General features: G+C 66.8%; 24 protein-coding genes. 16 read left to right on the top strand and 8 right to left on the bottom strand.

What is annotated here, in order from left to right; genetic code table 11:
- The first annotated feature begins 102 nt into the window (after nucleotides 1-102).
- Nucleotides 103-1,302 carry an alpha/beta hydrolase gene (locus tag BCY78_RS05175; protein ID WP_068298806.1) on the top strand — a complete coding sequence of 400 codons (1,200 nt, stop codon included), beginning with the start codon at nucleotides 103-105 and terminating at the stop codon, nucleotides 1,300-1,302.
- Here BCY78_RS05175 and BCY78_RS05170 read toward each other — a convergent pair.
- Together BCY78_RS05170 and BCY78_RS05165 are read right to left on the bottom strand one after the other, a co-directional pair.
- On the bottom strand, nucleotides 1,299-1,946 hold the full coding sequence (locus BCY78_RS05170) for a Smr/MutS family protein (protein WP_068298804.1): 648 nt from the start codon (nucleotides 1,944-1,946) through the stop codon (nucleotides 1,299-1,301). The genes BCY78_RS05175 and BCY78_RS05170 overlap by 4 nt on opposite strands.
- 19 nt (nucleotides 1,947-1,965) lie before the next feature.
- The gene (locus tag BCY78_RS05165) at nucleotides 1,966-2,634 is read right to left on the bottom strand and encodes a Tim44/TimA family putative adaptor protein (protein WP_068299333.1); all 669 of its coding nucleotides are present in this window, start codon (nucleotides 2,632-2,634) and stop codon (nucleotides 1,966-1,968) included.
- A 122-nt stretch (nucleotides 2,635-2,756) separates the two neighbouring features.
- Here BCY78_RS05165 and BCY78_RS05160 point away from each other — a divergent pair, with 122 nt between their 5' ends.
- The 5 genes from BCY78_RS05160 to BCY78_RS05140 all read left to right on the top strand — a co-directional run bounded on the left by BCY78_RS05160 (nucleotide 2,757) and on the right by BCY78_RS05140 (nucleotide 6,350).
- Nucleotides 2,757-3,212: an FxsA family protein gene (locus tag BCY78_RS05160; protein ID WP_068298802.1), complete on the top strand. Its 456-nt coding sequence runs from the start codon at nucleotides 2,757-2,759 to the stop codon at nucleotides 3,210-3,212.
- A gap of 111 nt (nucleotides 3,213-3,323) precedes the next feature.
- Nucleotides 3,324-3,866, top strand: coding sequence for a protein-export chaperone SecB (gene secB / locus BCY78_RS05155; RefSeq protein ID WP_068298799.1), 543 nt, complete (start codon nucleotides 3,324-3,326; stop codon nucleotides 3,864-3,866).
- Nucleotides 3,867-4,091: 225 nt separating this feature from the next.
- A complete protein-coding gene (locus tag BCY78_RS05150) occupies nucleotides 4,092-4,766 on the top strand; it encodes a hypothetical protein (protein ID WP_068298797.1) in 675 nt (224 codons plus the stop codon).
- 82 nt (nucleotides 4,767-4,848) lie between these two features.
- Complete coding sequence (locus tag BCY78_RS05145) at nucleotides 4,849-5,448, top strand: HD domain-containing protein (protein ID WP_068298794.1); 600 nt, start codon at nucleotides 4,849-4,851, stop codon at nucleotides 5,446-5,448.
- Nucleotides 5,449-5,510: 62 nt separating this feature from the next.
- Nucleotides 5,511-6,350, top strand: coding sequence for a fumarylacetoacetate hydrolase family protein (locus BCY78_RS05140; RefSeq protein WP_068298789.1), 840 nt, complete (start codon nucleotides 5,511-5,513; stop codon nucleotides 6,348-6,350).
- 224 nt (nucleotides 6,351-6,574) lie between these two features.
- Here BCY78_RS05140 and ubiG read toward each other — a convergent pair whose 3' ends face one another.
- Nucleotides 6,575-7,312 carry a bifunctional 2-polyprenyl-6-hydroxyphenol methylase/3-demethylubiquinol 3-O-methyltransferase UbiG gene (gene ubiG, locus BCY78_RS05135; protein ID WP_068298788.1) on the bottom strand — a complete coding sequence of 246 codons (738 nt, stop codon included), beginning with the start codon at nucleotides 7,310-7,312 and terminating at the stop codon, nucleotides 6,575-6,577.
- 84 nt (nucleotides 7,313-7,396) lie between these two features.
- Here ubiG and pip point away from each other — a divergent pair, with 84 nt between their 5' ends.
- Nucleotides 7,397-8,380 (top strand): prolyl aminopeptidase, encoded by a 984-nt coding sequence (gene pip / locus BCY78_RS05130; protein ID WP_068298787.1) that lies wholly within the window; start codon nucleotides 7,397-7,399, stop codon nucleotides 8,378-8,380.
- Here the strand turns inward: pip and BCY78_RS05125 are convergent.
- Nucleotides 8,377-9,276, bottom strand: coding sequence for an esterase-like activity of phytase family protein (locus BCY78_RS05125; RefSeq protein ID WP_068298784.1), 900 nt, complete (start codon nucleotides 9,274-9,276; stop codon nucleotides 8,377-8,379). The two genes, pip and BCY78_RS05125, sit on opposite strands and share 4 nt — an antisense overlap.
- 192 nt (nucleotides 9,277-9,468) lie before the next feature.
- Here BCY78_RS05125 and rimP point away from each other — a divergent pair, with 192 nt between their 5' ends.
- The 6 genes from rimP to BCY78_RS05095 all read left to right on the top strand — a co-directional run bounded on the left by rimP (nucleotide 9,469) and on the right by BCY78_RS05095 (nucleotide 16,582).
- Entirely contained in the window at nucleotides 9,469-10,071 is a 603-nt protein-coding gene (gene rimP, locus BCY78_RS05120) for a ribosome maturation factor RimP (protein ID WP_068298782.1), read from the top strand.
- 3 nt (nucleotides 10,072-10,074) lie between these two features.
- Nucleotides 10,075-11,697: a transcription termination factor NusA gene (gene nusA / locus BCY78_RS05115; RefSeq protein WP_068298779.1), complete on the top strand. Its 1,623-nt coding sequence runs from the start codon at nucleotides 10,075-10,077 to the stop codon at nucleotides 11,695-11,697.
- A gap of 12 nt (nucleotides 11,698-11,709) precedes the next feature.
- Entirely contained in the window at nucleotides 11,710-12,333 is a 624-nt protein-coding gene (locus BCY78_RS05110) for an RNA-binding protein (RefSeq protein ID WP_068298776.1), read from the top strand.
- 8 nt (nucleotides 12,334-12,341) lie between these two features.
- On the top strand, nucleotides 12,342-14,903 hold the full coding sequence (gene infB, locus BCY78_RS05105) for a translation initiation factor IF-2 (protein WP_068298773.1): 2,562 nt from the start codon (nucleotides 12,342-12,344) through the stop codon (nucleotides 14,901-14,903).
- Between the two features lie 126 nt (nucleotides 14,904-15,029).
- Nucleotides 15,030-15,503 carry a MarR family winged helix-turn-helix transcriptional regulator gene (locus BCY78_RS05100; protein ID WP_068298771.1) on the top strand — a complete coding sequence of 158 codons (474 nt, stop codon included), beginning with the start codon at nucleotides 15,030-15,032 and terminating at the stop codon, nucleotides 15,501-15,503.
- Entirely contained in the window at nucleotides 15,500-16,582 is a 1,083-nt protein-coding gene (locus BCY78_RS05095; protein ID WP_068298769.1) for an FUSC family protein, read from the top strand. The genes BCY78_RS05100 and BCY78_RS05095 overlap by 4 nt, the downstream gene beginning before the upstream one ends.
- 72 nt (nucleotides 16,583-16,654) lie before the next feature.
- Here the strand turns inward: BCY78_RS05095 and BCY78_RS05090 are convergent, their stop codons facing one another.
- Both BCY78_RS05090 and deoC read right to left on the bottom strand, forming a co-directional pair.
- Complete coding sequence (locus BCY78_RS05090; protein ID WP_068298768.1) at nucleotides 16,655-18,952, bottom strand: aldehyde dehydrogenase family protein; 2,298 nt, start codon at nucleotides 18,950-18,952, stop codon at nucleotides 16,655-16,657.
- A 7-nt stretch (nucleotides 18,953-18,959) separates the two neighbouring features.
- Nucleotides 18,960-19,910, bottom strand: a complete 951-nt coding sequence (gene deoC, locus BCY78_RS05085; RefSeq protein WP_068298767.1) for a deoxyribose-phosphate aldolase — start codon at nucleotides 19,908-19,910, stop codon at nucleotides 18,960-18,962.
- Between the two features lie 198 nt (nucleotides 19,911-20,108).
- Here deoC and BCY78_RS05080 point away from each other — a divergent pair, with 198 nt between their 5' ends.
- Together BCY78_RS05080 and BCY78_RS05075 are read left to right on the top strand one after the other, a co-directional pair.
- Nucleotides 20,109-21,197, top strand: a complete 1,089-nt coding sequence (locus BCY78_RS05080) for an ABC transporter ATP-binding protein (protein ID WP_199523113.1) — start codon at nucleotides 20,109-20,111, stop codon at nucleotides 21,195-21,197.
- 76 nt (nucleotides 21,198-21,273) lie between these two features.
- The gene (locus BCY78_RS05075; protein ID WP_083194834.1) at nucleotides 21,274-22,689 is read left to right on the top strand and encodes a lytic murein transglycosylase; all 1,416 of its coding nucleotides are present in this window, start codon (nucleotides 21,274-21,276) and stop codon (nucleotides 22,687-22,689) included.
- A gap of 21 nt (nucleotides 22,690-22,710) precedes the next feature.
- Here the strand turns inward: BCY78_RS05075 and corA are convergent, their stop codons facing one another.
- Both corA and BCY78_RS05065 read right to left on the bottom strand, forming a co-directional pair.
- Nucleotides 22,711-23,781: a magnesium/cobalt transporter CorA gene (gene corA, locus BCY78_RS05070; protein WP_068298764.1), complete on the bottom strand. Its 1,071-nt coding sequence runs from the start codon at nucleotides 23,779-23,781 to the stop codon at nucleotides 22,711-22,713.
- Nucleotides 23,782-23,786: 5 nt separating this feature from the next.
- On the bottom strand, nucleotides 23,787-24,662 hold the full coding sequence (locus BCY78_RS05065; protein ID WP_068298761.1) for a DMT family transporter: 876 nt from the start codon (nucleotides 24,660-24,662) through the stop codon (nucleotides 23,787-23,789).
- A gap of 232 nt (nucleotides 24,663-24,894) precedes the next feature.
- On the opposite strand from BCY78_RS05065, the gene BCY78_RS05060 reads away from it, so the two are divergent.
- Complete coding sequence (locus tag BCY78_RS05060; protein ID WP_158515902.1) at nucleotides 24,895-26,403, top strand: OmpA family protein; 1,509 nt, start codon at nucleotides 24,895-24,897, stop codon at nucleotides 26,401-26,403.
- Nucleotides 26,404-26,449: the final 46 nt, after the last annotated feature.

Raw genomic sequence — 26,449 nt, 5'->3', positions numbered from 1 at the left:
GTCCGGGGGAAGCGGGAAAATCGTCCAGGCAGCGGGCATCCCCCATGACGGCGTCACATGGCTCGTGTATCAAGGGGCGATCCCCCGGCCGGAAGCCTGACGATGCGTGTTCTGTTCCTGTTGTCCCTGACCCTGCTGGCCGCCTGCGCGGTGCGCGAGCAGGTCGATTTCGTCGAGACCCCGGCCGACGGTGCCATCGCCCGCAGCGTGCTGGTCGGCACCACGCGCGGCGCCGATCCCAACCAGCCGGTTCCGGGCTGGGAGCGGGCGCAGGACGTGACGTATGGCCATTACGTCGTGTCGATCCCGCCTGAGCGTGAGCGTGGCGCCATTCCGCGGCAGCGTCCCCGGCAAGCCGCCGATCCGGCACGGCATTTCATGCTGGCCGAGGCCCGTCCCGAAACGCCCGAGGCCTTCGTCGCCGACCTTCGGCAGGAGCTGGCCGCGCAACCCGCCGGCCAGAATGAGGCCGTGGTCTTCGTGCATGGGTTCAACACCGCCTTCATCGAAGGGGTCTATCGCACGGCGCAGCTGGATTACGACCTGAACATCCCGGGCGTGATGCTGCACTATTCCTGGCCCTCGCTGGGCGCGCCTCTGGCTTACGCGCATGACCGGGATTCCGCGCTGTTCGCGCGCGACGGGCTGATCGACATGCTGACGCAGGTGCGTCGGGCCGGGCCGCGCCGCATCATCCTGATTGCGCATTCCATGGGCTCGCATCTGGTGATGGAGACCCTGCGCCAGATCGCCCTGACCCACGATCCCGTGATGCAGAACATCGGCGGCGTGATCCTGATCTCGCCGGATCTGGATGTGGAACTGTTCCGCCAACAGGTCCGCGCCATCGGGGATCTGCCCGACCCCTTCCTGATCGTCACCTCGCAGCGGGACCGCATCCTGACGCTCTCAGCCAGCCTGACCGGCGAGAGGGCGCGACTGGGCAATATGGCCGATCCGCAGGAGGTGGCCGATCTGGGTGTGACGGTGGTCGATGTCAGCGCCTTCGGCTCGGGCGACGGGCATTTCACCGCCGGATCTTCGCCCGCGCTGATCGGCTTGCTAGAGCAGATGAACGCAATGAACGTCGCGCTGGGGGATGAGGCCTCGGGCTCGGTCCCGCTGCTGCCGGCGACGATCCTGACGCTGCAGAACACCACCGAGGTGATCCTGACGCCGCTCACCGACATCACCACCGCCGGGGATCAACGCCGGTCGCGCCGTGCAGTGCTACCGTGGTGGCTGCGGCGCATGGTGATCGAGGAGCCCGACGAGGACGACCTGCCCGCGCAGGACGGCTAACGGCGCTTTTTCAGGTAGACGTAGTAAGCGCCCGTGCCGCCATGGCTGCGGTGGCTTTCGCGAACTTCCAACACCAAGGGCGACAGTGGCGCCATGCGCAGCCATTGCGGGACTTCGTGTTTCAGCACGCCCGCGCGGGCCGGCATCGGCGCAAAATGGTCGGGCGCGGTCTTGCGGCCCTTGCCGGTAATCACCAGCACCAGCCGCAGCCCGCGCGTATGGGCCGAGAGGATGAAGCCGTTCAACGCACCATGGGCCTGCGCGACCGTCATGCCATGCAGGTCGATCCGCGCCTCGGGCTCCAGCTTGCCGCGGCTCATCGAGCGGTGGAGGTTGCGATCCATCCGCACAGGTTCCCGCGCCAGCCGGTCGCCGATGCTTTCCGCCAGATCGAACTGCACGGGCGGCGGCGTCTTGCGCCCGGCCGAGGGGGGCAGGGGAAGCGCGCGCTTCTTCTTGGGGGGATCCGGAAAGGGCGGCGGCGCCGGTTGCGCGGCGCCACTTTCCGTCAGCTTGGGATCGGGGATCGGACCCTTGCGGGTGTCAGGCTCCAGCGGATCGCCGGACAGCTTCAGCCGGTTCGCCGATCGCGCCACGCGTTGCCAGAGCTCGCGCTCATCGTCTGAGAGGCGGCGGCGCGGCATGGCGACCCTTTCCTGAGGGTCAGTCGCCGGTCGCGACCAGACGCCAGTTCGGGTTGTCGGACCCCATCTTGCGGGCGAAGGTCCACGAGTCACGCTCTTGCTTGATGCGGTTGGGGTCGCCCTCGACCACGGTGCCGTTGCGATCGCGCACGACCGAGGTGATCTCGCCGGTGAAGCGGATAGTGATCTCGGCCTCGCGGGTGGTCGGGTCGAAACGGGCGGCGGCGACCTCGATCTCGCGCAGGCCGACGAAGCTGGCCTCGACGGTCAGGCCTTCGCGCTCGCGGTGCTGGACCACTTCGTCGAAGCTCTCGAACACGTCACGCGAAAGGAACGGCACGAGGTCATCAAGCTGGCCATTCTCGAAGCCCATGAGGATCATCTCATAGGCGCCGCGGGCCCCGCCAAGGAACTCACTGACGTTGAACGAGGGCTCGGCGCGCTTCATCGCCGCCAGCGCCGTCGCAGCGTCCGAGTTCGCGGGAACGTGATCGGTGATATCGCGATCCTCGCCGCCTTCGATCACCTCGAAGCCGCGATTGGCCCGCGGTGCGGGGCTTGCGGGACCGGGTGCGGGCTCGGGCGGACGCTCGTAGCCGTCGCGCGTTCCCAGCACCGAGCGTAGCTTCAGGATCAGGAATACGGCAATGCCGGCGAGAACCAGAAGTTGTATCACGGCGGAATCCATCATGTCCTCGGGGGCGTGCGGCCTTGGTTTCATACGATCGTTGCTTATGTAGGGTGCGTCGCGCCCTATGTCTACCGCACGAGATGCGGCAGCGGGGCGCAGGTTAACGAAAGGGATTGCCCGTGCCTGCCTTGCTGATCTTCGTGCTGTTGCCGCTGATCGAAATCGCCCTCTTCATTGCCGTGGGTGGACAGATCGGGGTGGCCGCGACCTTGGCGCTGATCCTGCTCTCGGCCATGGCCGGGGCCTCGGTGCTGCGGGGGCAACAAGCCCGCGCCGTTGCCGTGATGCAGGGAGGCCTGCGGATGCAGCCCGGCACCTTCCTCGCCGAGGGCGCTTTCCGCATGACGGCGGGCCTGCTGCTGATCCTGCCGGGCTTCCTGACGGACGCGCTGGGCCTCGCGCTGCTGGTGCCGCCGCTGCAACGCACCATCGTGCGCGCCATCGGTGCCCGGACCACCGTGGTCAGCACCCGCACATACCGCCGCGACGACGTGTTCGAGGGTGAGTTCACCGAAGGGCCGAGCACACGCGATCCCCTCGATCCCGACCGCCGGGTCGAGGATCATCGCCCCTGACCGCGAAACGTGGTGGTTTTCCGGCCTCTCGCGGGGTCCGCGCGGCATTGAGGCCCCGGTTCCAGCCTGCTAGAAACCCCGCCAAAGGCAAATGAAACGCAGGAGAGGATCATGGCCGAAGAAGGCAACGGCGCCGCGCCGCAAGAAGGTGCAGCCGCTCAGCCCGGCGCGCAGCCGCAAGTGAAATTCCAGGTGCTCGCGCAGTTCGTGCGGGATCTGTCGTTCGAAAACGCCATCGTGCGTGGCGACGGCGTTCTGCCTCCGGGCCAGCCCGACATTCAGGTGCAGGTCAGCCTCGACGCCAAGAAGCGCGAAGCCGACGGCCATTACGAGGTGATCTCGAAGTACCGCGTCGAATCCAAGCACAAGGGGAGCGGCAAGACCCTCTACCTCGTGGAGCTGGAATACGGCGGCATCTTCCTGATCGACGGCCTACCGCAAGAGCAGCTGCATCCGTTCCTGCTGATCGAATGCCCGCGCATCGTGTTCCCCTTCGCGCGCCGCATCATCTCGGACGTGACCCGCGACGGTGGCTTCCCGCCGCTGAACCTGGACATGATCGACTTCATGGCGATGTACCGCCAGCAGCTGGCCCGTCAGCAGGCGCAGAACGCCGCTCCGACCGGCGCGCCTGCCGGCACCGTGCTGTCGTAAGGTATGCGGAAACAATCGCGCTGATTTGGTGCGATTGTCGAGAATTCGGAAAGGCCGGGGCGCCATGCCTCGGCCTTTTTTGCGTCTTCCCAAAGGGTTGTTCAGCGGATCTTAACCCAGCTTGGCGATCCTGACCCTCGATGACCCGCCGCCCATACCGGCGAACGGGATCTAGAGACGAGGCCAGGCCCGACGCACCGGGCCTTGAGACAGGGGCAGGACACGATGCAGGATCCCACGCGCAGCCAAGCCGAAAGCGGCACGGAAACCGATGGCGCCGACGCCAGCATGTCGCGCCGGCTTTCCCGGTTGGAGCGTCAGGCACGCGTCGGCATCCTGCGCAATCCCAATTCGCCGCCCCGCCCGCCCGCGCGTCGCGCCACGCTGACCGGCCGCTGGCCCTCGCTGCGCAGCTCGCGCCGTCCGCCGGGCAGCGTGGTTCAGGACGCCGCCGACAGCGTGGTGACCCAGCTCTCCGCCCAGCAGGACCGGGCGCCGCAGGTGACGGTGAAGGACGGCAAGACCTCGATCGACGTCGCCAGCCTGATGGCCTCGGTGGAGGACGTCGGCACCGTGCCGCCCTCGCGCAGCCCCTTCGCTGCGGCGTTCCGCGATGATGTTCCCGCCGGCAGCCCGAAAGCCGCCCGGCCGCGCCGCGCCTCGATCCTCAGCAAGGATGCCTGGATCGACGATCAGGACAGTCCTGAGGATGAGGATGCGCTGGGCGACGCCTTCCGCGATGCGGCCGAGGTCGCCTCGGAGGACGCCGCCAGCAGCCTCGCGCCGCGCAACCGGTGGCGTGGCTTGGTGATGATCGTGCTTCTGTTGGTGATGCTGGGCGCCATGGCGCTGATCGTTTTCCCGGCAGCGGCCTTCCAGTTCCTGCGCGGACCGGTTTGATCTTGCCCAGCCGGCACCAAGCCGGTTGAGGCCGCGCCCGCGCTTCGCTATCGACAACCCGTGACCGCCGTCGGAGATCGGGATGAAACAGCCACGCGCCTGGCAACGGATGCTCTCGGGTCGAAGGCTGGACCTGCTCGATCCGACGCCGATGGATATCGAGCTTGAGGATATCGCCCATGGCCTCGCCTTCGTGGCGCGGTGGAACGGGCAGACCACCGGCGACTGGCCCTATTCCGTGGCCGAACACTCGCTTCTTGTCGAGGCGCTGACCGCCCAGCTGAACCCCAATTTCCCGGCCCGTTGGCGTCTGGCCGCGCTGCTGCACGACGCCCCGGAATACGTGATCGGCGACATGATCTCGCCGGTGAAGGCGGCGGTCGGGCCGGATTACAAGGCGCTGGATGCCAAGCTGACGGCAGCGATCCATCACCGCTTCGGCCTTCCCGCGGTGTTGCCGAAGACGGTCAAGTCGCTGATCAAGAAGGCGGATACTCAATCCGCCTGGTTGGAAGCCACCCAGATCGCGGGCTTCTCGCGCTCGGAGGCCGACAAGATCTTCGGCAAACCGCTGCCCGAGGTCGCCACCATGACCCTGATCCCGCGCCCCCCGGCCGAGGTTCGCGCCGCCTATATCGCCCGCCACGCGCAACTCATCGCCGAGATCGACGGCAAGGCCTGAACCACCTTGCCAAGCGTGGCCTCGCATGGTCCTCATCGGGGCCAGACAAGGGAGGCACCGCCATGAAATTGCTGCGCTACGGGCCCATCGGGGCCGAGAAACCCGGCCTGCTGGACGATGCGGGGACGATCCGCGATCTCTCGGGGCATGTCGCCGATATCGGTGGCGCCGCCCTCTCGCCCGAAGGCCTCGCCGCCATCGCCGCGCTGGACATCGAGACCCTGCCCGTCGTCGCAGGCCAGCCGCGCATCGCCGCCTGTGTGGCGGGAACGGGCAAGTTCCTCTGCATTGGCCTGAACTATTCCGACCACGCGGCCGAGGCCGGGATGCAGGTCCCCTCCGAGCCGATCCTGTTCATGAAAGCCACCTCGGCCATCTGCGGCCCCAACGACGGGATCGAGATCCCCCGTGGCTCGGACGCGCTGGATTGGGAGGTCGAACTCGGCATCGTCATCGGCAAGGCTGCGAAATACGTCTCGGAAGCCGAGGCGCTGGATCATGTTGCCGGCTTCTGCACGGTGAATGACGTCTCCGAACGCAGCTTCCAGACCGCACGGCAAGGCCAGTGGACCAAGGGCAAGTCCTGCGACAGCTTCGGCCCGATCGGCCCCTGGCTGGTCACCAAGGACGAGATCGCCGACCCCGCCAACCTGCGTCTCTGGTGCAAGGTCAACGGCGAGACGATGCAGGACGGCTCGACCGCCACGATGGTGTACAAACCCGCCTTCCTCGTCAGCTACCTGTCGCAGTTCATGACGCTGCACCCCGGCGACGTGATCGCCACCGGCACCCCGCCGGGCGTCGGCATGGGCATGAAACCGCCCCGCTACCTCGCCGAGGGTGACGTGGTCGAACTCGGCGTCGAAGGCCTCGGTACGCAAACCCAGCGCGTCTACCGCTGAACCGTCGCCGCGTATTTCCGGCAGAGTGAAAGGGCGCGGGCAATGCTCATGCCCAGCCGCGTCTGAGTATTTGGAACAAGGTGAGGGGGCACGCGCACCGCCCTCTTTCCCATCTTCGTTCTAGAAATATCCCGGGGGTCCGGGGGCAGAGCCCCCGGTTCTGTCGCCCAAGACCTGCGTGGCGGAGCCATGCCGGGCGAGGGCGAAACCCCTCACCCGTCCCCTCAGTCCCGCCGGATCGAGGCCGTGACGTAATTCACCGACAGATCCCGTTCGGACAAAGACCAGCGCCAGAACACCGGGTTGAACACCATCCCCTTGCGGTCGACCGGGTCCAGGCCTGCGTCGCGGATCAGCTGGTACAGCTCGTCCGGTGTGATGAATTTGGACCAGTCATGCGTGCCCTTGGGCAACCAGCGCATCACCACCTCGGCGCCGAAGATCGCCATGGCGTAGCTCTTGGGATTGCGGTTCAGGGTCGAGCAGATCATCAGACCGCCGGTCTTCAGCAGGTCATGGCAGGCGGTCAGATAGGCCAGCGGGTCGGCCACATGCTCGACCACTTCCATGTTCAGCACCACGTCGAACCGCTCACCAGCTGCCGCCAGATCCTCGGCCGTGGTGTGGCGATAGTCGATCTCCAGCCCCGATTGCTGGGCATGGACCTGCGCGACAGGGATGTTGCGCTCAGCCGCGTCGGCGCCGATCACCTCGGCCCCCAGCCGTGCCATCGGTTCGGACAGAAGCCCGCCGCCGCAGCCGATATCCAGAAGGCGCAGGCCCTCAAAAGGGCGGGGCTTCGACAGGTCGCGGCCGAATTCGGCGGCGATCTGCGTGGTGATATAGTCCAGCCGGCAGGGGTTGAGCATATGCAGCGGCTTGAACTTGCCATGCGGATCCCACCAATCGGCGGCCATGGTCTCGAATTTGGCGACTTCGGCGGGATCGATCGTGCTGCTCATCGGGTGCTCCGGCTTGCCTTTTCCCCGCGCTTCCCGTCGAATGAGGCCGGGAAGACGGGCTCGACGGGGTATATAGACCGGAACATGGACAAGTCGCACGAGCAAAAGAGCGCAGCCGCCTATCTCTACCCGCCGATCGAACCCTACGAGCGGCGCATGCTGGAGGTGGGGCAGGGCCACACCCTCTATGTCGAGGAGAGCGGCAATCCCGCCGGTCAGCCGGTCGTGGTGCTGCATGGCGGTCCGGGCGGCGGTTCCAGCCCGATGATGCGGCGTTTTTTCGACCCCGAGCATTACCGGATCGTGCTGTTCGACCAGCGCGGATGCGGGCGCTCGCGGCCCCATGCCTCGGTCGAGGCGAACACGACGCAGCATCTGATCCACGATATCGAGGCGATTCGCCGCACCTTGGGCATTGGCCGCTGGATCGTGTTTGGCGGCAGCTGGGGTGCCACTTTGGCGCTGGCCTATGCGCAGGCGCATCCCGCGCCGGTCGCCTGGCTGGTGCTGCGCGGCGTGTTCATGGGCACCAAGGCCGAGCTTGACTGGTTCTACGGCGGCGGTGCCGGGCGCTTTTATCCGGAGCTATGGTCGCGCTTCGCCGAGGCGATTCCGGTGGCCGAGCGCGGTGACCTGATCGGCGCCTATCGGCAGCGGCTGTTCTCGGGCAATTTCTCGCAGGAGACGCGCTTTGCCCGGCTGTGGTCGGACTGGGAGAATGCGCTCGCCACCGTCGAGACGCGCTTCTACCACGAGACGCCCGTTGATTACGCCCGGGCCTTCGCGCGGTTGGAGAACCATTACTTCTCGCACGATTGCTTCTTCGATCGGGACGGCCAGCTTCTGTCCGATCTGTGGCGCATGAACGGGGTGCGTGGCACCATCGTGCAGGGCCAGTTCGACATGATCTGCCCGCCCGTCACCGCCTGGACCCTGCACCGCGCCTGGCCCGGCAGCAGCCTGCGCATGGTGCCGATGGCAGGTCATGCCCTGTCCGAACCGGGCATCACCGCCGAGCTGGTGGCGATCATGGACGGCTTCCGCCATTCGCAGTTGATGACCCGCTAGCCGGGCAGGCGATACTCGGCGATCTCGGTGCGTTGCAGGCGGTTCTGGTTGTCGTCCGACACGGTCGTCGCCCAAAGCTGCCCGGCCGCGTCCCGGCTGATCGCGATCCCCTCGTGATTGTCGAGAGAGCCCATCCCCGTCTCGACCAAGGTTTCCGGCTGGCCCCAGTCGCCCGGGCGCAAGCGGCTGATCCGGCTGGCGAAAAACGCAAGACGAAAGCGGCGCTCCAGCAGGTAGAGGTTGCCGTCCGGGCCGAAATCGAGACCGACCGGCCTGAAATCGCCACGGGGCGGCAGCTGGGCGATGATCTCCCAATCCGCGCCGCGGGTCTGTTGCAGCCGGTAGAGGGGGAAGGCCCCGTCCAGCGCCGCCTCGGGCAGGGTGTAGAGGGCGTTGTTGTCGTCGACGGCCAGCGCTTCGAGGCTTTGGTTGCCAGGCAGGCGGCGCCAGCTTTGCGCGCGGGGCAGGGCGGTGGCGGGGCCGGCCTCGTCGGGGTAGTGGAACAAACGGCCGCGCCCGGTCTCGAACGCGATAAACAGAGAGCCATCGGGCCGCTGATCCAGCCCCTCGGCATCGGCGCGGCCGCCGCGCAGGATGGCGCCATCCGGGCCGCGCAGTTCGGTATGCTCGATCTTCTCGATCTCGGTGATCGCGCCGGCGCTGTCGCGGATCAGCCGTGCGCGGACCAGGAAGCCGCGATCCGACAGGAACAGGGCGCGGCTGCGGTCCCGGCTGATCGACAGGCCTGAGAAGCCGCCGAAATACGGCCCGCCCCCGTGCCAGCGGAACAGGTGATCGGGTTGGTTGGCGATGGCGCGCGCGGGCGCGGCCGGCAACCACGCGGCGGCGGCGCTGGCGCTCGCGAGGGTCAGGAATTGGCGGCGGTTCGGGGTCATGACGGGCGGAGCCTAGCGGCGGATTGCGGCGGGTGAAATGCGACAGCGGCGGCCTGTGCGACATATCGCTTGAATTCTTGGTGTTCGGGGCGTATATCCCCCTCAACAGCGGCGCTGCAGGGTCCAAACCGGCAGCCCACCGAAAAGTTTCGCGGGCCGCTTCGGCCCGTTTTTTTATTTCTGGGGTTTCGCATGAGCGAGCAACACGAAAGCAACGACCTGGTGGCTCGCACGGCCATCGACCGGCGCGTCGCCGAGATCGTCAAACCTGCCATTGAAGGCGCAGGTTTCGAACTCGTCCGCCTGCGTTTGATGTCGGGCAAGACCCGCACGTTGCAGATCATGGCGGATCGGCCCGAGGGCGGGATCGAAATCGACGAGCTGGGCGAGATCACCACGCTGGTGGGCGCCGTTCTCGACGTCGAGGATCCGCTGGAGGACGCCTATGTGCTGGAAGTCTCCAGCCCCGGCATCGACCGCCCGCTGACCCGTCTGAAGGATTTCGACACCTGGTCGGGCTACGAGGCGCGGCTTGAGACGTCCGAGCTGATCGATGGTCGCCGCCGCTTCAAGGGCAACCTGCAGGGCACCGAGGACGGCGAAGTCCTGATCGAGATCGAGGAGAAGGGCGAGCCGGTGATCATCGGCCTGCAGTTCGACTGGCTCTCCGATGCCAAGCTGGTCCTCACCGACGAGCTGATCGAAGAAACCCTGCGCGCCCGCAAGGATGCCGGCGTGATCAACGAAACCGACTTCGATTCCATCGAAACCGATACCGCTTCCGAGGAGGAGTGAGAGATGGCCATTACCAGCGCCAACCAGCTTGAACTGCTGCAGACCGCCGAAGCGGTTGCTCGTGAGAAACTGATCGATCCCGAGCTGGTCGTTCAGGCGATGGAAGACAGCCTCGCGCGGGCTGCGAAGTCGCGCTATGGCGCCGACATGGACATCCGCGTCCACATCGACCGCAAGACCGGCCGCGCCCAGTTCACCCGCGTTCGCACCGTGGTCGAGGACGAGCTGTTGGAAAACCACCACGCCGAACTGACCGTGAAGCAGGCCAAGCAATATCTGGCCGACCCGCAGATCGGCGACGAGATCGTCGACGAGGTTCCGCCGGTCGATCTGGGCCGTATCGCCGCCCAGTCCGCCAAGCAGGTCATCCTGCAGAAGGTCCGCGAAGCCGAGCGTGATCGCCAGTACGACGAGTTCAAGGACCGCGTCGGCACGATCATCAACGGCACCGTCAAGCGCGAGGAATACGGCAACATCATCGTCGATATCGGCCGTGGCGAGGGCATCCTGCGCCGCAACGAGAAGATTGGCCGTGAATCGTACCGCCCGAACGACCGCATCCGCTGCTTCATCAAGGACGTCCGCCGTGAGGCCCGTGGCCCGCAGGTCTTCCTGTCGCGCACCGCGCCCGACTTCATGGCTGCGCTGTTCAAGATGGAAGTGCCGGAAATCTACGACGGCATCATCGAGATCAAGGCCGTGGCCCGTGACCCGGGTTCGCGCGCGAAGATCGCCGTCATCAGCTACGACAACTCGATCGACCCGGTCGGCGCCTGTGTCGGTATGCGCGGCTCGCGCGTGCAGGCCGTGGTGAACGAACTTCAGGGCGAGAAGATCGACATCATTCCGTGGAACGAAGATCAGGCGACCTTCCTCGTGAACGCGCTGCAGCCGGCCGAAGTGTCGAAAGTGGTGATCGACGAGGACGCGGCCCGCATCGAGGTGGTGGTTCCCGACGAGCAGCTCTCGCTGGCCATCGGCCGTCGCGGTCAGAACGTGCGTCTGGCCTCGCAGCTGACCGCGCTGGACATCGATATCATGACCGAGTCGGATGAATCGGCCCGCCGTCAGGCGGAATTCGCCGAGCGTACGAAGCTGTTCATGGACGCGCTCGACGTCGACGAGATGATGGCGCAGCTTCTGGTGGCCGAAGGCTTCACCAACCTCGAAGAAGTCGCCTACGTTGAAATCGACGAGCTTCTGTCGATCGACGGCTTCGACGAAGACACCGCGACCGAGCTGCAGGCCCGTGCCCGCGACAAGATCGAAGCGGCCAATCAGGCTGCGCTGGATGCCGCTCGGGCGATGGGTGTCGAAGACAGCCTCATTGACTTTGAGGGCCTGACGCCCCAGATGATCGAAGCACTGGCGAAAGACGGCATCAAGACGCTTGATGACTTCGCCACCTGCGCGGACTGGGAACTGGCCGGTGGCTGGACCAGCGTCGACGGTCAGCGCATCAAGGACGACGGTATCCTCGAATCCTTCGAGATGAGCCTCGAAGAGGCCCAGACCCTGATCATGACCGCGCGCGTTCAGCTCGGTTGGGTCGATCCGGCAGAGCTGGAAGTCGAAGAGGATGCGGACGCCGAAGAACTCGCCGACGGCGAGGAAGACGAAGCGTAAGGGCCCGAACCGATGACCCGGGGCGGGCGTGCCAAAGACAGCGACGGCCCCGATCGTCGCTGCATCGTCACCGGAGAGGTGCAGCCTAAAGGTGGGCTGATCCGCTTCGTGGTCGGTCCCGACGCCGGCATCGTGCCCGATATCGAGGGCAAGCTGCCGGGCCGCGGGATCTATGTCTCGGCCGATCGGGCGGCCATCGCGCAGGCGGCGAAGCGGAAGCTCTTCGCCCGCGCGGCCCGGGCCCCGGTGACGGTGCCCGAAGGACTGGAAGATCTGGTCCATGACTTGCAGACCCGGCGGGTGATCGAATTGCTCGCGCTGGGCCGCAAGGCAGGACAAGCCGTCGCGGGCTATGAGAAGGTGCGCGACTGGTTGAATACGGAGTCGGCGGAGGTCCTGATACAGGCCTCGGACGGGTCCGCACGGGGCAAAACCAAGCTGAGAGCCCCTGACGGCGAGGACAGTTACATCGGCTGTTTGAGCGCAGGGGAAATCGGTTTGGCTTTCGGCCGTGAACATGTGATACATGCCGCGCTTGCCGCTGGCGGTCTGTCTGCACGTGTAGTAGAGGAAGCGGCGAAACTCGCGCGTTTGCGCGGGCAGAACGATGGTACCGATGCCATCGGAGAGGATTGACGAGACGCATGAGCGATACTGACGGCAAGAAACCCCTTGGGCTGCGTGGCGGCTCGACCCCCGGTCAGGTGAAGCAGAGCTTCAGCCACGGGCGGACCAAGGCGGTTGTGGTTGAAACGAAGCGCAAGCGTGTTGTGGTGCCGAAGCCCGGCTCCGCGTCTTCCGGCGACTCGTCTTCTTCCAAGCCCGCATCGGCTGGCGGCGCCTCGCGGCGCCCCGCCGGGATCTCGGATGCCGAGATGGAGCGCCGCCTCGCCGCGGTGCGCGCCGCCAAGGCCCGTGAGGCCGAGGAGGCCGCGCAGCGTGCCGAGGACGAGCGCCAGCGCGAAGAAGAGCGCGAACGCCGCCGGGCCGAGATCGAGGCCAAGGAGCGCGAAGAGCGCGAACGCGAAGAGGCCCGCAAGGCCAAGGAAGAGGAAGAGGCCCGCAAGGCCGCCGAGGCTGAAAAAGCCGCGGCTGAAGCTGCTGCGCGCAAGGCTGCTCCTCGGGAAGAAAAGACGCGTGAGGATGCGCCTGCGAACCGCCCGGCCAACGCCGGCGTGGAACGCGCCTCGCCGGCCGAGCGCGCTGCGGCGCGTCCGGGTGGCGGCACGCCGACCCCGCGCAAGACCGACCGTGAACGCGACGACCGTGATTCGCGTGGCAAGAAGAATGATGCCGGCGGCAACCGTCGCGCAGGCAAGCTGACCCTGAACGCCGCGCTGGACGGTGGCGAAGGCGGGCGTCAGCGCTCGCTGGCCGCGATGAAGCGGAAGCAGGAAAAGGCCCGCGCCAAGGCGATGGGCATGGGCAACAAGGCCGAGAAGCAGTCGCGCGACGTGCAGCTGCCCGAGACCATCGTTGTCCAGGAGCTCGCCAACCGCATGGCCGAGCGTGCTGCCGACGTCGTCAAGGCGCTCATGAAAATGGGCATGATGGTTGCGATGAACCAGGTCATCGACGCCGATACTGCCGAACTGGTGATCGAGGAATTCGGCCACCGTGCGGTCCGCGTGTCGGATGCTGACGTGGAACAGGTGATCGACACCGTCGAGGACAAGGCCGAAGATCTGTCGTCGCGTCCGCCGATCATCACGATCATGGGCCACGTCGACCACGGCAAGACCTCGCTGCTGGACGCCATCCGCAAGACCAACGTGGTCTCGGGCGAGGCTGGCGGCATCACCCAGCACATCGGTGCCTATCAGGTGACGACGGAATCGGGCGCTGTCCTCAGCTTCCTCGATACTCCGGGCCACGCGGCCTTCACCTCGATGCGCGCTCGTGGCGCTCAGGTGACGGATATCGTGGTGCTGGTCGTGGCGGCCGATGACGCGGTCATGCCGCAGACCATCGAGGCGCTGAACCACGCGAAAGCGGCCGGCGTGCCGATGATCGTGGCGATCAACAAATGCGACAAGCCCTCGGCCGATCCGCACCGCGTGCGCACCAGCCTGCTCCAGCACGAAGTCGTGGTCGAGCAGATGGGCGGCGACGTGCAGGACGTCGAAGTCTCGGCGCTGACCGGCAAGGGTCTCGACACCCTGCTGGAAGCCATCGCGCTGCAGGCCGAGATCCTCGAACTGAAGGCCAACCCGAAGCGGGCGGCCCAAGGTGCGGTGATCGAAGCCAAGCTCGACGTGGGCCGTGGTCCGGTCGCGACGGTTCTGGTGCAGAACGGAACGCTGAAGCGCGGCGACATCTTCGTCGTCGGCGAGCAGTGGGGCAAGGTCCGTGCGCTGATCGACGACAAGGGCAACCGCGTCGACGAAGCCGGTCCCTCGGTCCCGGTCGAGGTTCTGGGCCTGAACGGTACGCCGGAAGCCGGTGACGTGCTGAACGTGGTCGAGACCGAAGCCCAGGCCCGTGAGATCGCCGATTACCGCGCGCATGCCGCGAAGGAAAAGCGCGCCGCTGCCGGTGCCGCGACCACGCTGGAACAGCTGATGGCGAAGGCCAAAGCCGATCTGGATGTGGCCGAGCTGCCGGTGCTGGTGAAGGCCGACGTGCAGGGTTCTGCCGAGGCCATCGTTCAGGCGCTGGAGAAGGTCGGCAACGAGGAAGTGCGCGTCCGCGTGCTGCACTACGGTGTCGGCGCGGTCACGGATTCGGATGTCGGCCTGTCGGAAGCCTCGGGCGCGCCGATCATCGCCTTCAACGTCCGTGCCAATGCGACGGCCCGGAACTCGGCCCAGCAAAAGGGCGTCGAGATCCGCTACTACTCGATCATCTACGACCTGATCGACGACATCAAAGCGGCCGCTTCGGGCCTGCTGAAGGACGAGGTCCGCGAGAACTTCATCGGCTACGCGTCGATCAAGGAGGTCTTCAAGGTCACCGGCGTCGGCAAGGTCGCAGGCTGCTTGGTCACCGAGGGCGTTGCCCGTCGTTCGGCCGGCGTGCGTCTGCTGCGTGAGAACGTGGTGATCCACGAAGGCACGCTGAAGACGCTGAAGCGCTTCAAGGACGAGGTGAAGGAAGTCATCTCGGGTCAGGAATGCGGTATGGCCTTCGAGAACTACGACGACATCCGCGCCGGCGATGTCATCGAGATCTTCGAGCGCACCACTGTCGAGCGGACGCTCGACTGATCTACGCGCAAGTCTCTGAAAGGGCCGGGGTTTTCCCCGGCCTTTTTTCGTTCTGCAGGGCGGCTATGCAGTCGCTGCAATATAGTTTGATTTGCAAATCAAACTATATTTGCCTAGATTTGGGGCATGACCCAGACCGATTCCCCCTCCCGACTGACCTTTGGCCTGCGTTTTTCGATGCTGGCCCGCCGCTGGCGCCGCCATGTAGATGCCCAGCTGGCCAAGCTTGGCTTGACGGACGCGACTTGGGTGCCTCTGATCCATGTCAGCGTAATCGGCGGGGGAATTACCCAGAAGGATCTGGCCTACCGCGTCGGCATCGACAGCTCGACGCTGGTGCGGGTGATCGACATCCATGTCCGCGACGGGTTGATCGAACGGCGCCGTGACCCCAACGACGGCCGCGCCCGGCTGATCCATCTGACCCCCGCCGGCGAACAACGCGTCGCCGAGCTGCAGGGCCTTCTGGCCGAAGCCGAGGCCGCGATGCTGGCCGACCTCCCCGACACTACGATCGAGGCCCTGATGCAGGGTTTCGATGCCATCGACGCCCGGATCGACCAGCTGGAAGACCACGCCCGCAACGGAGAGAACGCATGACCGCGACCCATGCCCCGCGCCGGATCGAGAGCCTTCGCCACCTGATGCACCCGATGCACCTGCGGCAGTCCGCGGCGGTGGCCCGGCAACCGCGGCTGGCGGTGCCGCTGCTGATCTCGGCGCAGGCGGGGATCACCACCGCGCTGGCCTTGCTAGCCGTTCTGGCCTCGCCCTGGGCCTCGCTGGTTGGCTTCGCGGCGCTTGGGGCCTTGGTCGCCTTGTTCGGTCGCGGCGTAACGCACCGGCAGCGCGGCTGGGTTGTTCTGGCCGCCGGAGGGCTGCAGGTCAGCGCCATCGCCGGCATGTCGACCCTCACCTGGCTGGGCGTCCCGGTCTGGGGGCAGCTCTTGGCCTTGGCGGTGATGGCCGGGCTGTTCTTCTTCGCCAGCACCAGTGCGCCCTTCGGCCCGCCGGGTGCCTTGATCTTCGTCTTCGCCGGCAGCGCGGGGATGATGCCGGTCACCTCGGGGCTTGAGGTGCTGGAGCGTGGCGCGGCCACCGCCGCGGTCGCCCTGTTGGCGCTGGCGGTGGTGCTGTCGACCGACTGGCTGCGCCCCGCGCCCGCGCAGCCCGAGGCACCCATGCCGTTGCCCGCCCGCCGGATGATCGCCCTGCGCGTTGCGGTCGGGACGGCCTTGGCCATGCTGGTCAGCCACGCGGCGGGCATGGACCATCCCGGCTGGGCAGCGATGGGTGCGCAGGTGGTGCTGCAGGGTACGCATCTGCACCTGTCGCTGAACCGGGCAATGCAGCGGATGGTCGGCACGCTTTTCGGCGCGGGCGTGGCTTGGGTCTGCCTCGCCTCCGATCCCGGCATCGTCGGGGTCATCCTGTTGCTGGTGGCCTTGCAGGTCGCAACCGAGTTAGTGATCGGCGCGAACTACGCCTTCGGGCAGGTGCTGATCACGCCGATGGCCCTGCTGATGATGGCGCTCGCCAGCCCACAGGCCGAGGCTGGCGCTTTGGCGACTGAGAGGGTGCTGGACACCTTCCTCGGCGTGGTGATCGGCATGGGCGTGGCGTTGGTCTTGTCCACCATCGAGGACCGGAGGGCTCTGGCGCGACACTGCGCGGCCTGACAGATAGCACCCTGAATGACAAAGCGCGCGACCCGTGGGGCCGCGCGCTTTGCGTTGATCTCGTTGTGGAAATCAGGCGCCGTAGGGCACCCAGACCGTCTTCACCTGCACCGAACGGCGCAGGAAGTCGCGCGATTGGCCGGCCTTGCCCGCCCAGTCACGCGCCCGGTTCTCGGCCCAGACGGGCTTGAGGTTGCCGGCTGACTGCACCTCGGCATTCTGGCAGGTCTCGGGGTCGGCAAAGACCCAGAGTGCGGCCACGTCATCATGCTTGGCCAGCGTATCGGCCAACTCCCCGCGCGGGCCAGTGACGATGTTCACCACTCCGCCCGGCACGTCCGAGGTATCGAGCACCTGATACAGGTCCAGCGCCGGCACCGGGTTCGCCTGCGAGGGCACGGCGATGACCCGGTTACCCATGGCGATCGCCGGCAGCACGGTCGAGACGAAGCCCAGAAGCGGCGCTTCCTCGGGGCAGATCACACCCATGACGCCGAAGGGTTCCTTCATCGCCAGCGTGACATTCGGGCCGGTCGTGGAATGGACCTTGCCGTCGTATTTATCCGCCCAAGCTGCCCAGTAGAAGGTACGTTCCACCGCCTGCGCGACCTCGTCCTTGGGGGCGAAGTCCTTGGCGCGCGCCTGCAGGTTCTCGGCGAGGAAATACAGCACCTGCGCGCGGTTGTGGCCGGTGACCTTGGACCAGCCCTTGGCCGCGTGGGCCGCCTCGACCGCGTTGCGGATGTCCTTGCGCCCGCCGAGCGGGACCTGTGCCCCCGCGACGGCATAGGAATAGCCGCCGTCCGGGCGCTTCTGCCCGCCGCCGATGTAAAGCTTGCGCGTCCGGTCCACCGCATCGCCGCTGTTCGCGGCGGGCAGGGCCGACAGGGCGTCCGGTGCCTTGCGCTCCTTGCCCGAGGCCTCGTCCGAGGTGAGGTAGGCCAGCATCCCCTCACGCGCGCCCTCACGGCCAAAGCCCGATTCGCGCATCCCGCCGAAGGGGGCATTGGCGTCGAACATGTTGGTGCCGTTGATCCAGACGACGCCGGCTTTCACCTGCGATGCGATGTCCAGCGCGGTCGTCAGGTTTTCCGACCAGATCGACGCGGCAAGGCCGTAGCGCGTGTTGTTCGCCAGCTCCACCGCCTCGCCGGGGGTGCGGAAGGTCATGAGAGTGACGACCGGACCGAAGATCTCCTCGGTATTGGCGATGTTGGCCGCCCCCAGATCGGTCAGCAGGGTCGGCGCGCAGAAGCTGCCGGGCCCGTTCGGCACCGGGGCCTGATGCAGCACGGCGCCCTGTTGCACGGCCTTGTCGACGAGGCCGCGGATACGCTCCAGCTGCGTGGAATGCACCACCGCGCCGACATCCGTGGACTTGTCCAAGGGATCGCCGACGCGCAGCTTGGCCATGCGGGCTTTCAGGCGCTGGGTGAATTTCTCGGCGACCTGCTCCTGCACCAGAATGCGCGAACCGGCGCAGCAGACCTCGCCCTGGTTGAACCAGATCGCATCGACGACGCCCTCGACCGCGGCGTCCAGATCAGCCTCGGCGAAGACGATGAAGGGGGATTTGCCGCCCAGCTCCAGCGTCAGCGCCTTGCCGGTGCCGGCGGTCTGGCGGCGGATCAGGCGGCCGACCTCGGTCGAGCCGGTGAAGGCGATCTTGTCCACCTCGGCCGCGACCAAAGCTGCGCCGGTGTGCCCGTCGCCGGTGACGATGTTGACGACGCCCTTCGGCAGCCCGGCCTCGACGCAGAGCTCGGCGAACAGCAGCGCGGTCAGCGGGGTGAATTCGGCGGGTTTCAGCACGACGGTGTTGCCGGCGGCCAAGGCGGGCGCGACCTTCCATGCGAGCATCAGCAGCGGGAAGTTCCACGGGATGATCTGCCCGCAGACGCCATGCGGGCGCATCCCCGGGAATTCATCGGCCAGAAGCTCGGCCCAGCCGGCGTGGTGATAGAAATGGCGCACGGCCAGCGGCACGTCGATATCCCGCGATTCGCGGATCGGCTTGCCGTTGTCCAAGGTCTCCAGCACCGCGAACAGCCGCTCACGCTTCTGCATAAGCCGCGCCAGCGCATAGAGATGCCGGGCGCGTTGGCCGCCGGACAGCTTGGCCCAGCCCTTCGCGGCCGAGCGCGCGGCCTTCACCGCCTCGGCCACGTCGGCGTCAGAGCCTTGGGTGACCTGCGCAAGCTCGGCCCCGGTGGCGGGGTTGGTGACGGCGAAAGTCTCGCCCGGCTTGGTGAAACTGCCGTTGATGAAATGGCCGAAGGCGCGGCCTTTCAGCCAGTCCATCGCCACGGCGGCGGATTCGGGGGCGGGGCCGTAATCCATCATCGAGAGGGCTTCCGTTACAGTGGGCATGACGACCTCAGGCGATGGCGTGGCGGTGCGAGGCGGCATAGCGCCCGGTGAGATAATGCTCGAGCTGACGCTCGATATCGGCCAGCATCGACGAGGCGCCGAAGCGGAACAGATCGGGCTGCAGCCAGTCCTGACCCATCTCTTCCTTCATCAGAACCTGCCAGCTGATCGCGTCCTTGCCGGTCTTCATCCCGCCGGCGGGCTTGAAGCCGATCTTCACGCCGGTCCGCTCGCCATAATCCCGCAGCGCGCGCACCATCGTCAGCGAGACGGGGATCGTCGCGTTGACGCCCTCCTTGCCGGTCGAGGTCTTGATGAAATCCGCGCCCGCCTGCATCGCCACCATCGAGGCGTGGTAGACATTGGTCAGCGTCACCAGATCGCCGGTCGCGAGGATCGCCTTCATATGCGCCTCGCCGCAGGCTTCGCGCATGGCGGCGATCTCGTCATAAAGCGCATTCCATTCGCCCTGGAACACATGGGCGCGGGTGATGACGATGTCGATCTCGTCCGCGCCTTGGTCGACGGCATAGCGGATCTCGGCCAGCCGCAGGTCGAGGGGCATCAGACCCGCCGGAAAGCCCGTCGCGACCGAGGCCACCGGAATCCCGCTGTTCGACAGCGCGCGTTTCGCGGCACCCACCATCGTCGGATAGACGCAGACCGCGCCGGTCTTCGGCATCTCGGTCAGGCCCAGCCCCTCGGCGATGGAATCGGCCAGCGGGCGGCGGGCCTTGGCGCAAAGGCGGGCCACGCGATCCTCGGTATCGTCACCGGCCAGCGTCGTCAGGTCCATGCAGCGGATGGCGTTCACCAGCCAAGCGGCCTGATGTTCCTTCTTCACGCTGCGGCGGGCGAGCAGGCTGGCCGCCCGGCGCTCGGCGGCGGGACGGTTGATCTGCACGCGGTCGAACCAGTCGGTCGTCAGCGGCGTTCCGGCGTTTCTTTCAAGCGACATGAGGGGGAATCCGGTTGCGGGGAAGGCGGCATTATGCGCGGGCAGGCCCTGTCGTGCAAGCGGCGGCCTTGACCAATTGGTCAAATTACGCGGCGTTTCCCGCGGCCTCAAAGCAAATTGACAAGCGGGTCCCTCGGGACTAGGCCCAGTCAATACCCAGCGCAACGGTAGGAATTGGCCGGAAGGCCCGGTGTGCCGATGAACCAACTGCCCAAGACCCTCACTTTCCGCATGCCGGCCGAGGCTTCGCCGCTGGGCTATCGCCAGCGGCCGTCGAAGCCGCTGCTGGAGGTGGACCGCCTGCGCAAGAGCTTCCCGCATGCCGAACACCCGGCGGTCGAGCGCGTCTCGCTGGCTTTGGGCGAGGGTGAGCTGCTGGCGCTGCTGGGCCCGTCGGGTTGCGGCAAGACGACGACCCTGCGGATGATCGGCGGGTTCGAGCATCCCGACGAGGGCTCCATCACCTTCGAAGGGCGCGACATCACCACCCTCCCGCCCGAAGCGCGGGGCATCGGCTTCGTGTTTCAGGATTACGCGCTGTTCCCGCATCTGTCGGTCTTGGACAACGTGAAGTTCGGCCTGCGCAAACTCCCGCGGGCCCAGGCCAACGCCCGCGCGCAGGAGATGCTGGATCTGGTGGGCCTTGGCACCTTGGGCAAGCGGCGCCCGCACCAGTTGTCGGGCGGCCAGCAGCAGCGCGTGGCTTTGGCCCGTGCACTGGCGGTGGCGCCGAAGCTGATCCTGCTCGATGAGCCGTTCTCGAACCTCGATGCCAAGATGCGGGTGGAAACCCGGCAGGAGGTCCGCCGCTTGCTGAAGGAAACCGGCTCGGCCGGGGTGCTGGTCACGCATGATCAGGAAGAGGCGCTGGCGCTGGCTGACCGCATCGCGGTGATGGACGGCGGCCGCGTGGTGCAGGTCGGCACGCCGGACGAGATCTACCGCAACCCGGTCAGCGAATTCGTCGCGAACTTCATCGGCCGGTCGAACTTCCTGACCGGTACGGCGAATGGCACGACGGTGCAGACGGCCTTCGGCGACCTGCCGATGACCCGCGCCGCCAACGGTGCCGTGACGCTGGCCGTCCGGCCCGAGCAGATCATGCTGGACGAAGACCCCAGCGGCACGGCGACCATCGTCGGGCGCGAATTCCGCGGGCATGACCAGATCTACTGGGTGCAGGATGGCGAGGAATGTCTGCTGGTGATCTCGGGTCCCGGGCAGCAGCATGCGATCGGCACCCATGTGAAATTGCGGATCTGTGATTGCGTGGTTCCGCTCACCTGACGGCCAGCCGCTTTCGTCAAAGGCGAGTTTGCGCTATGGTTCCGTCAAAACAATGACAGAACAGAGCAGGTTCGCCATGAAACGCCCCGCCGGATTTATCTGGCTGATTGCCGCGCTGTGCCTTCCGGCCGCGTCGCTCGCCAATGTCGAGCGCTCGCCGCGTCCGATGTCCCGGCCCGGTTTCAGTGCAACCACCCCCGTCGCCGTCGCGCCCACACGCGCGGCCACCACGCCCGAAACCACGCCCGGCCTCGGCACGCGCGAGGCGATCCGCATCGCCGCGCTGGCGCCCGAGGCGTCGCGCCGTCCGGCGTCGCGTCCGACCAGCCTGCGCGCCGGCGCGTCGTCGAGCGCGCGCGGCCTGTCGGCCAGCGGCAATGTCGAGTTCGACCGCTGGCGCACGACCTTCCGGGCCCGCGCCCTGCGTGAGGGGATTTCGGCACGGGTGTTCGATACGGCGTTCTCGGGCGTGACCCCGGACCCTGAGATCCTGCAGCGCGAGGCGCATCAGCCCGAGTTCAGCCGCCCGATCTGGGCCTATCTGGACAGCGCCGTCTCGCAATCGCGGATCGACAACGGCCAGCGCATGCTGCGCGAGTATCGCACCACGCTGGAGGCCATCGAGGCCCGCTTCGGCGTCGAGCGCGAGGTCGTGGTGGCGGTCTGGGGGCTGGAAAGCTCGTATGGGCAACTGCGCGGGCGCAACCCGATCATCCGCTCGCTGTCGACCTTGGCGATCTCGTCCCGCCGGGCGGATTTCTACGAGGAACAGTTGATCGGCGCCCTGCGGATCATCCAGTCGGGGGACGTGGACGCCCGCCACATGGTCGGCAGCTGGGCCGGGGCGATGGGGCATACGCAGTTCATCCCCACCAGCTATCTGGAATATGCCGTCGACTTCCGCGGCGACGGGCGGCGCGACATCTGGTCGGACGATCCGACCGATGCGCTGGCCTCGACTGCGGCCTATCTGTCGCGCCACGGTTGGCAGCGTGGACAGCCCTGGGGGGTCGAGGTCCGCATTCCGTCGAACTTCAACCCGCGTCTGGCCAATACCAGCCGCGATGTGGGCGAATGGACCCGGCTGGGCGTGACGCCGCAGCGCGGGCAGACGCTGCCGCGCTCGGGCGAGGCGACGCTGCTGTTCCCGGCAGGATCGAACGGGCCGGCGTTGCTGGCGTTCCAGAACTTCCGGGTGATCAAGCGCTATAACAACGCCGATGCCTATGCGATCGCCATCGGCCATCTGGCCGACCGGATGCGCGGGGCCGGGGATTTCGTCGGCAGCTGGCCGCGCGACGACCGCCCGCTGTCGCGAGACGAGCGTGAGGAGCTGCAACGCCTCCTGTCGCGCGCCGGGCATTACGAGGGGGATATCGACGGGCGGGTCGGCTCGGGCACCCTGTCGGCGGTGCGTGATTGGCAGGCGCAGAATGGCCTCGCGCCCGATGGCTATGTCTCGCTGGCGCTGCTGCAACGCATGCGGCGATAAGATCCCCGATGGGGGGCGCGGCTATTTGCAGCGGCGCCCCAGCCAGCCCTTGCGGTAGAACCAGATGGTCAGCACCACGGCCATGATCGCCATCGCGGCCATCACCACCGGGTAGCTCCATTTCCAGTGCAGCTCGGGCATGTAGTCGAAATTCATGCCATAGACGCCGGCGACGAAGGTCAGCGGGATGAAGATCGTCGCGATCAGCGTCAGGACCTGCATCACCTCGTTCGAGCGGTTCGACTGGCTGGAGAGCAGCAGATCCGTCAGCCCCGTCGCCACCTCGCGATAGGTCTGCCCGGTCTCGATCAGCTGGACGATGTGGTCCTGCACGTCGCGCAGATAGAGCCGGGTGTTGTCGGAAAAGCGCTGCGTCTCCTCGCGCTGCAGGGTGCCGACCACGTCCTTCATCGGCGCGACGGCCCCGCGAACGCTCATCAACTCGCGCTTCAGCGCATGGATCTGCGGCATCTCGACGGGTGCGGTTTCGTAGACGATGTCGTCCTCCAGCGCCTCCAGCTGGTCGCCCAGCCCCTCCAGCACCGGGAAATAGGCGTCGATCAGCGCGTCGATCAGCGCATAGCAGAGGTAATCCGCCTCCCGCTTGCGCATCTGGCCCAAGGGGTTGCGCAGGCGGGTGCGCACCGGGTCAAAGACATCGCCGGGCTTTTCCTGAAAGGTGATGACATAGCCATCGCCGAGGAAGATCGCGACCTGCTCGGTGTTGATGCGGTCGGCGCCTTCCTCCTGCACGCGGTCGGGCATGCGCAGGACGATGAAATGATGCGCCTCGTATTCCTCGGACTTGGGCCGCTGATGGGTGGAGACCACATCCTCCATCGCCAAGGGATGCAGGCCGAAACGCTCGGCAATGCGGGACAGCAGCGCGCCGTCTCCCAGCCCGTCCACGTTCAGCCACAGCACCGAACCCGGCTCACAATCGAGGATCTCGTCGGCCTCGGTCACGCCATCGGCGTTGAACCGGAAGGCATGGACCCGGCTGGCGCGGGCCTCGGGGTCGACCTGCAGCGTACCCGGAGGGCTTCCGGGCGGGGTGCGATGGCGGCGGGCGTAGCGGGGCAGCTTGGTCATGGCGCTCAGGTAGTGCGCGGCGGGGCCTTGGACAGCTGCACCGCCAAGATCCCCGCCATGATGATCGCCACGCCGATGACATCGGTCAGGCCCAGACCCTCACCCAGCAGCGCCGCGGCGATGGCCACACCGAAGAACGGATTGAGGAAGTGGAAGGTCGCGCCCCGCACCGCGCCGATGCGCTGCACCAGCTTGAACCAGACCCAGGTCGCGGCGAGGCCGGGCACCAGCGTGGTATAGAGGAAGGCGAGGATCAGGCGCGGGGTCCAGGTGACGTCGAAGCTCTCGAAGGCCAGCGCGGGGCCGATCAGCGCGGCGGCGCCGACCAGCATCTGCAGGCCCACCACCATCATCACGTTCCCGCCCGAGGATGCCCCGCGCAGGGCCAGCGTCGCCACGGTCAGCGCCATCGCTGCCAGTACGCAAAGGCCGACGCCCACGGGGTCCAGCCCGCCGCCGAAGCGCGCGCCCATGATCAGGATCACCCCGCCGAACCCCGCGACGAGGCCGGCGATGGCCAGGGGCTTCAGCTTGTCGCCGAGGAACAGGAAGCCCGCCGCCGCCACCATCAGCGGCAGGGTCGAGGCGATGATCGCGGCGGCCGAGGCCTCGATCCATTGCATGGCGATGAAGTTGAGGCCCAGGTAGGCGGCGTTCTGGCACAGGCCGAAGATGATCGTCGCGCGCCACTGGCCGCGGGTGAGGTTCCACGTCTCGCCCAGCATCCGGGCGATGGCGACGCCGATCAGACCCGAGATCAGGAAGCGGAACGACAGCGAATAGAGCGGCGGCGCGTCCGCGACGATCATCCGCGCCGAGGTAAAGGCCGAGGACCACATGAAGGCAAAGGCGAGACCCATGAAGAGGGCTTTGAAATCCATGCGGGTCATCCTTGCTGTGGCCAGTCGTGCAGGGCCTTTATCGAAAGGGATAACGGGCTTTTTCGAGCAGGGAAAGGCCTTGGCCACGGGGCGCGGTGCTGCCTAGCGGCCCGATGTGTCAGGGATTTTCGACGCGACGGTTGAACCGAATCCCCGCCCTTGCGACTAATGGGAAAGCGGCTTTTTACCGGAAGGAATTTTTTCGATGCGTTCTTGTCTGCCGAAACTTGCCATGGCCACTGCCTTGGTCGCCGTCACGGCCTCTGCCCCCGCGCTGGCGCAAACCCCGGTCACGGTGACTGACAGCCGGGGGAACGACGTGGTCTTCCCGCTGGGCGAGCGGTCCTTCGTCGACCGTGTGATCCGCTACGCGCCCGAGGGGAACATTCGCCGCACCGACGCCACGGTGCCCGAGGCGATCATCGGTCTGCCCGATTACGTGGCTGCGGACCACAGTGGCTTTGTCACCATGGGCTGCGGCGGGACCCTGATCCTGGCCTTTGACGACAATGCGCTTGTCGATGTCGACGGCCCCGATCTGTGGATCTTCGAGGTTGGCCCCGATGTCGAGGGGACCTCGGTTGCCGTCTCGGCCGACGGCAACGATTGGCTGGAGTTGGGTGAGGTACGCGGCGCCACGGCGTCGATCGATCTGGCGGGTCGGGGGGCACCGGGCGCGCAGTATCGCTACGTCCGTCTCGTCGACGACGCCGTCCAGTGCAGCGGCGATTGGCCGGGCGCGGATCTCGATGCGATTGGGGCCATCGGCTCGGTCGCGCGGGAGGAGCCGCCGGCGCCGGCGCCCGAACCAATGCCCGAGCCGCAGGACGACGGCCTCGTGATCCCGGAGGAGGGCGCGGTGCAGTATGAGGACACGCGCGGCAATATGGTGGACTTCCCGGCCGGCCTGATCTCGTTCGCGGATGCGGTGGTGGATTACCAGCCCGGCAGCAGCATCGGCAACGCCAATGCCCGCAACCCCGAGGAAGGGCTGCATGCGCCGGACTACAGCTCCAGCGGCAACAGCGGCTATGTCACGCTGGGTTGCGGCGGTGTCGTGACCTATCGCTTCGACGACAACACGTTGATCAATGTCCCGGGGCCGGACCTGTTCATTTTCGAGATCGGCCCGGATGTGGAAGGCACCGCCGTCGAGATCTCGGTCGATGGCCGCAACTGGCTCAGCGTCGGGGCGGTCGAGGGCTCGACCTCGACCATTGATATCGCGCCCTATGCCGCGCCGGGGGAGGCCTATCGCTATGTCCGCCTGATCGATGATGGCATCCAATGCTCGGGCTCGACTCCCGGTGCGGATATCGACGCGGTCGGCGCGATCGGTGCCAGTGCCCGTCTGGTGCTGGACGCCTCCCTGCTGTTCGACTTCGACAGCGATGCCCTGCGCCCTGAGGCCCGCCGTGCGGTGGATCGTCTGGCGCAGGCCATCCTCTCGCGTCAGGTGCAGCGCGTGGTGGTCGAAGGCCATACCGATGCGCAGGGGACGGATGCCTATAACCTCGACCTGTCGGCAGCCCGTGCCCGTTCGGTCGCCGAGGCGCTGATGGCGCGAGGGGTGTCGTCGGGCGTGATGGAGATGCGCGGCCACGGCGAATCCCGCCCGGTTGCCACCAATGACACCGACGCCGGACGCCAGCAGAACCGCCGCGTGGAAGTGCTGCTGATCGGGGCCGAGGCGCAGCTCGCCCCGCAGTCCGCCCCGCAGCCGGACCTGAACGACAAGTAATCCGGCTGGACCGGAGCAAGGAGGGCGCGCCACCGGCAACGGGGCG

Origin of the sequence: Pararhodobacter sp. CCB-MM2, from assembly GCF_001691415.1 — a bacterium.
Taxonomy (GTDB): Bacteria; Pseudomonadota; Alphaproteobacteria; order Rhodobacterales; family Rhodobacteraceae; genus Pararhodobacter.
This window is presented reverse-complemented; position numbering and strand designations above follow the sequence as displayed.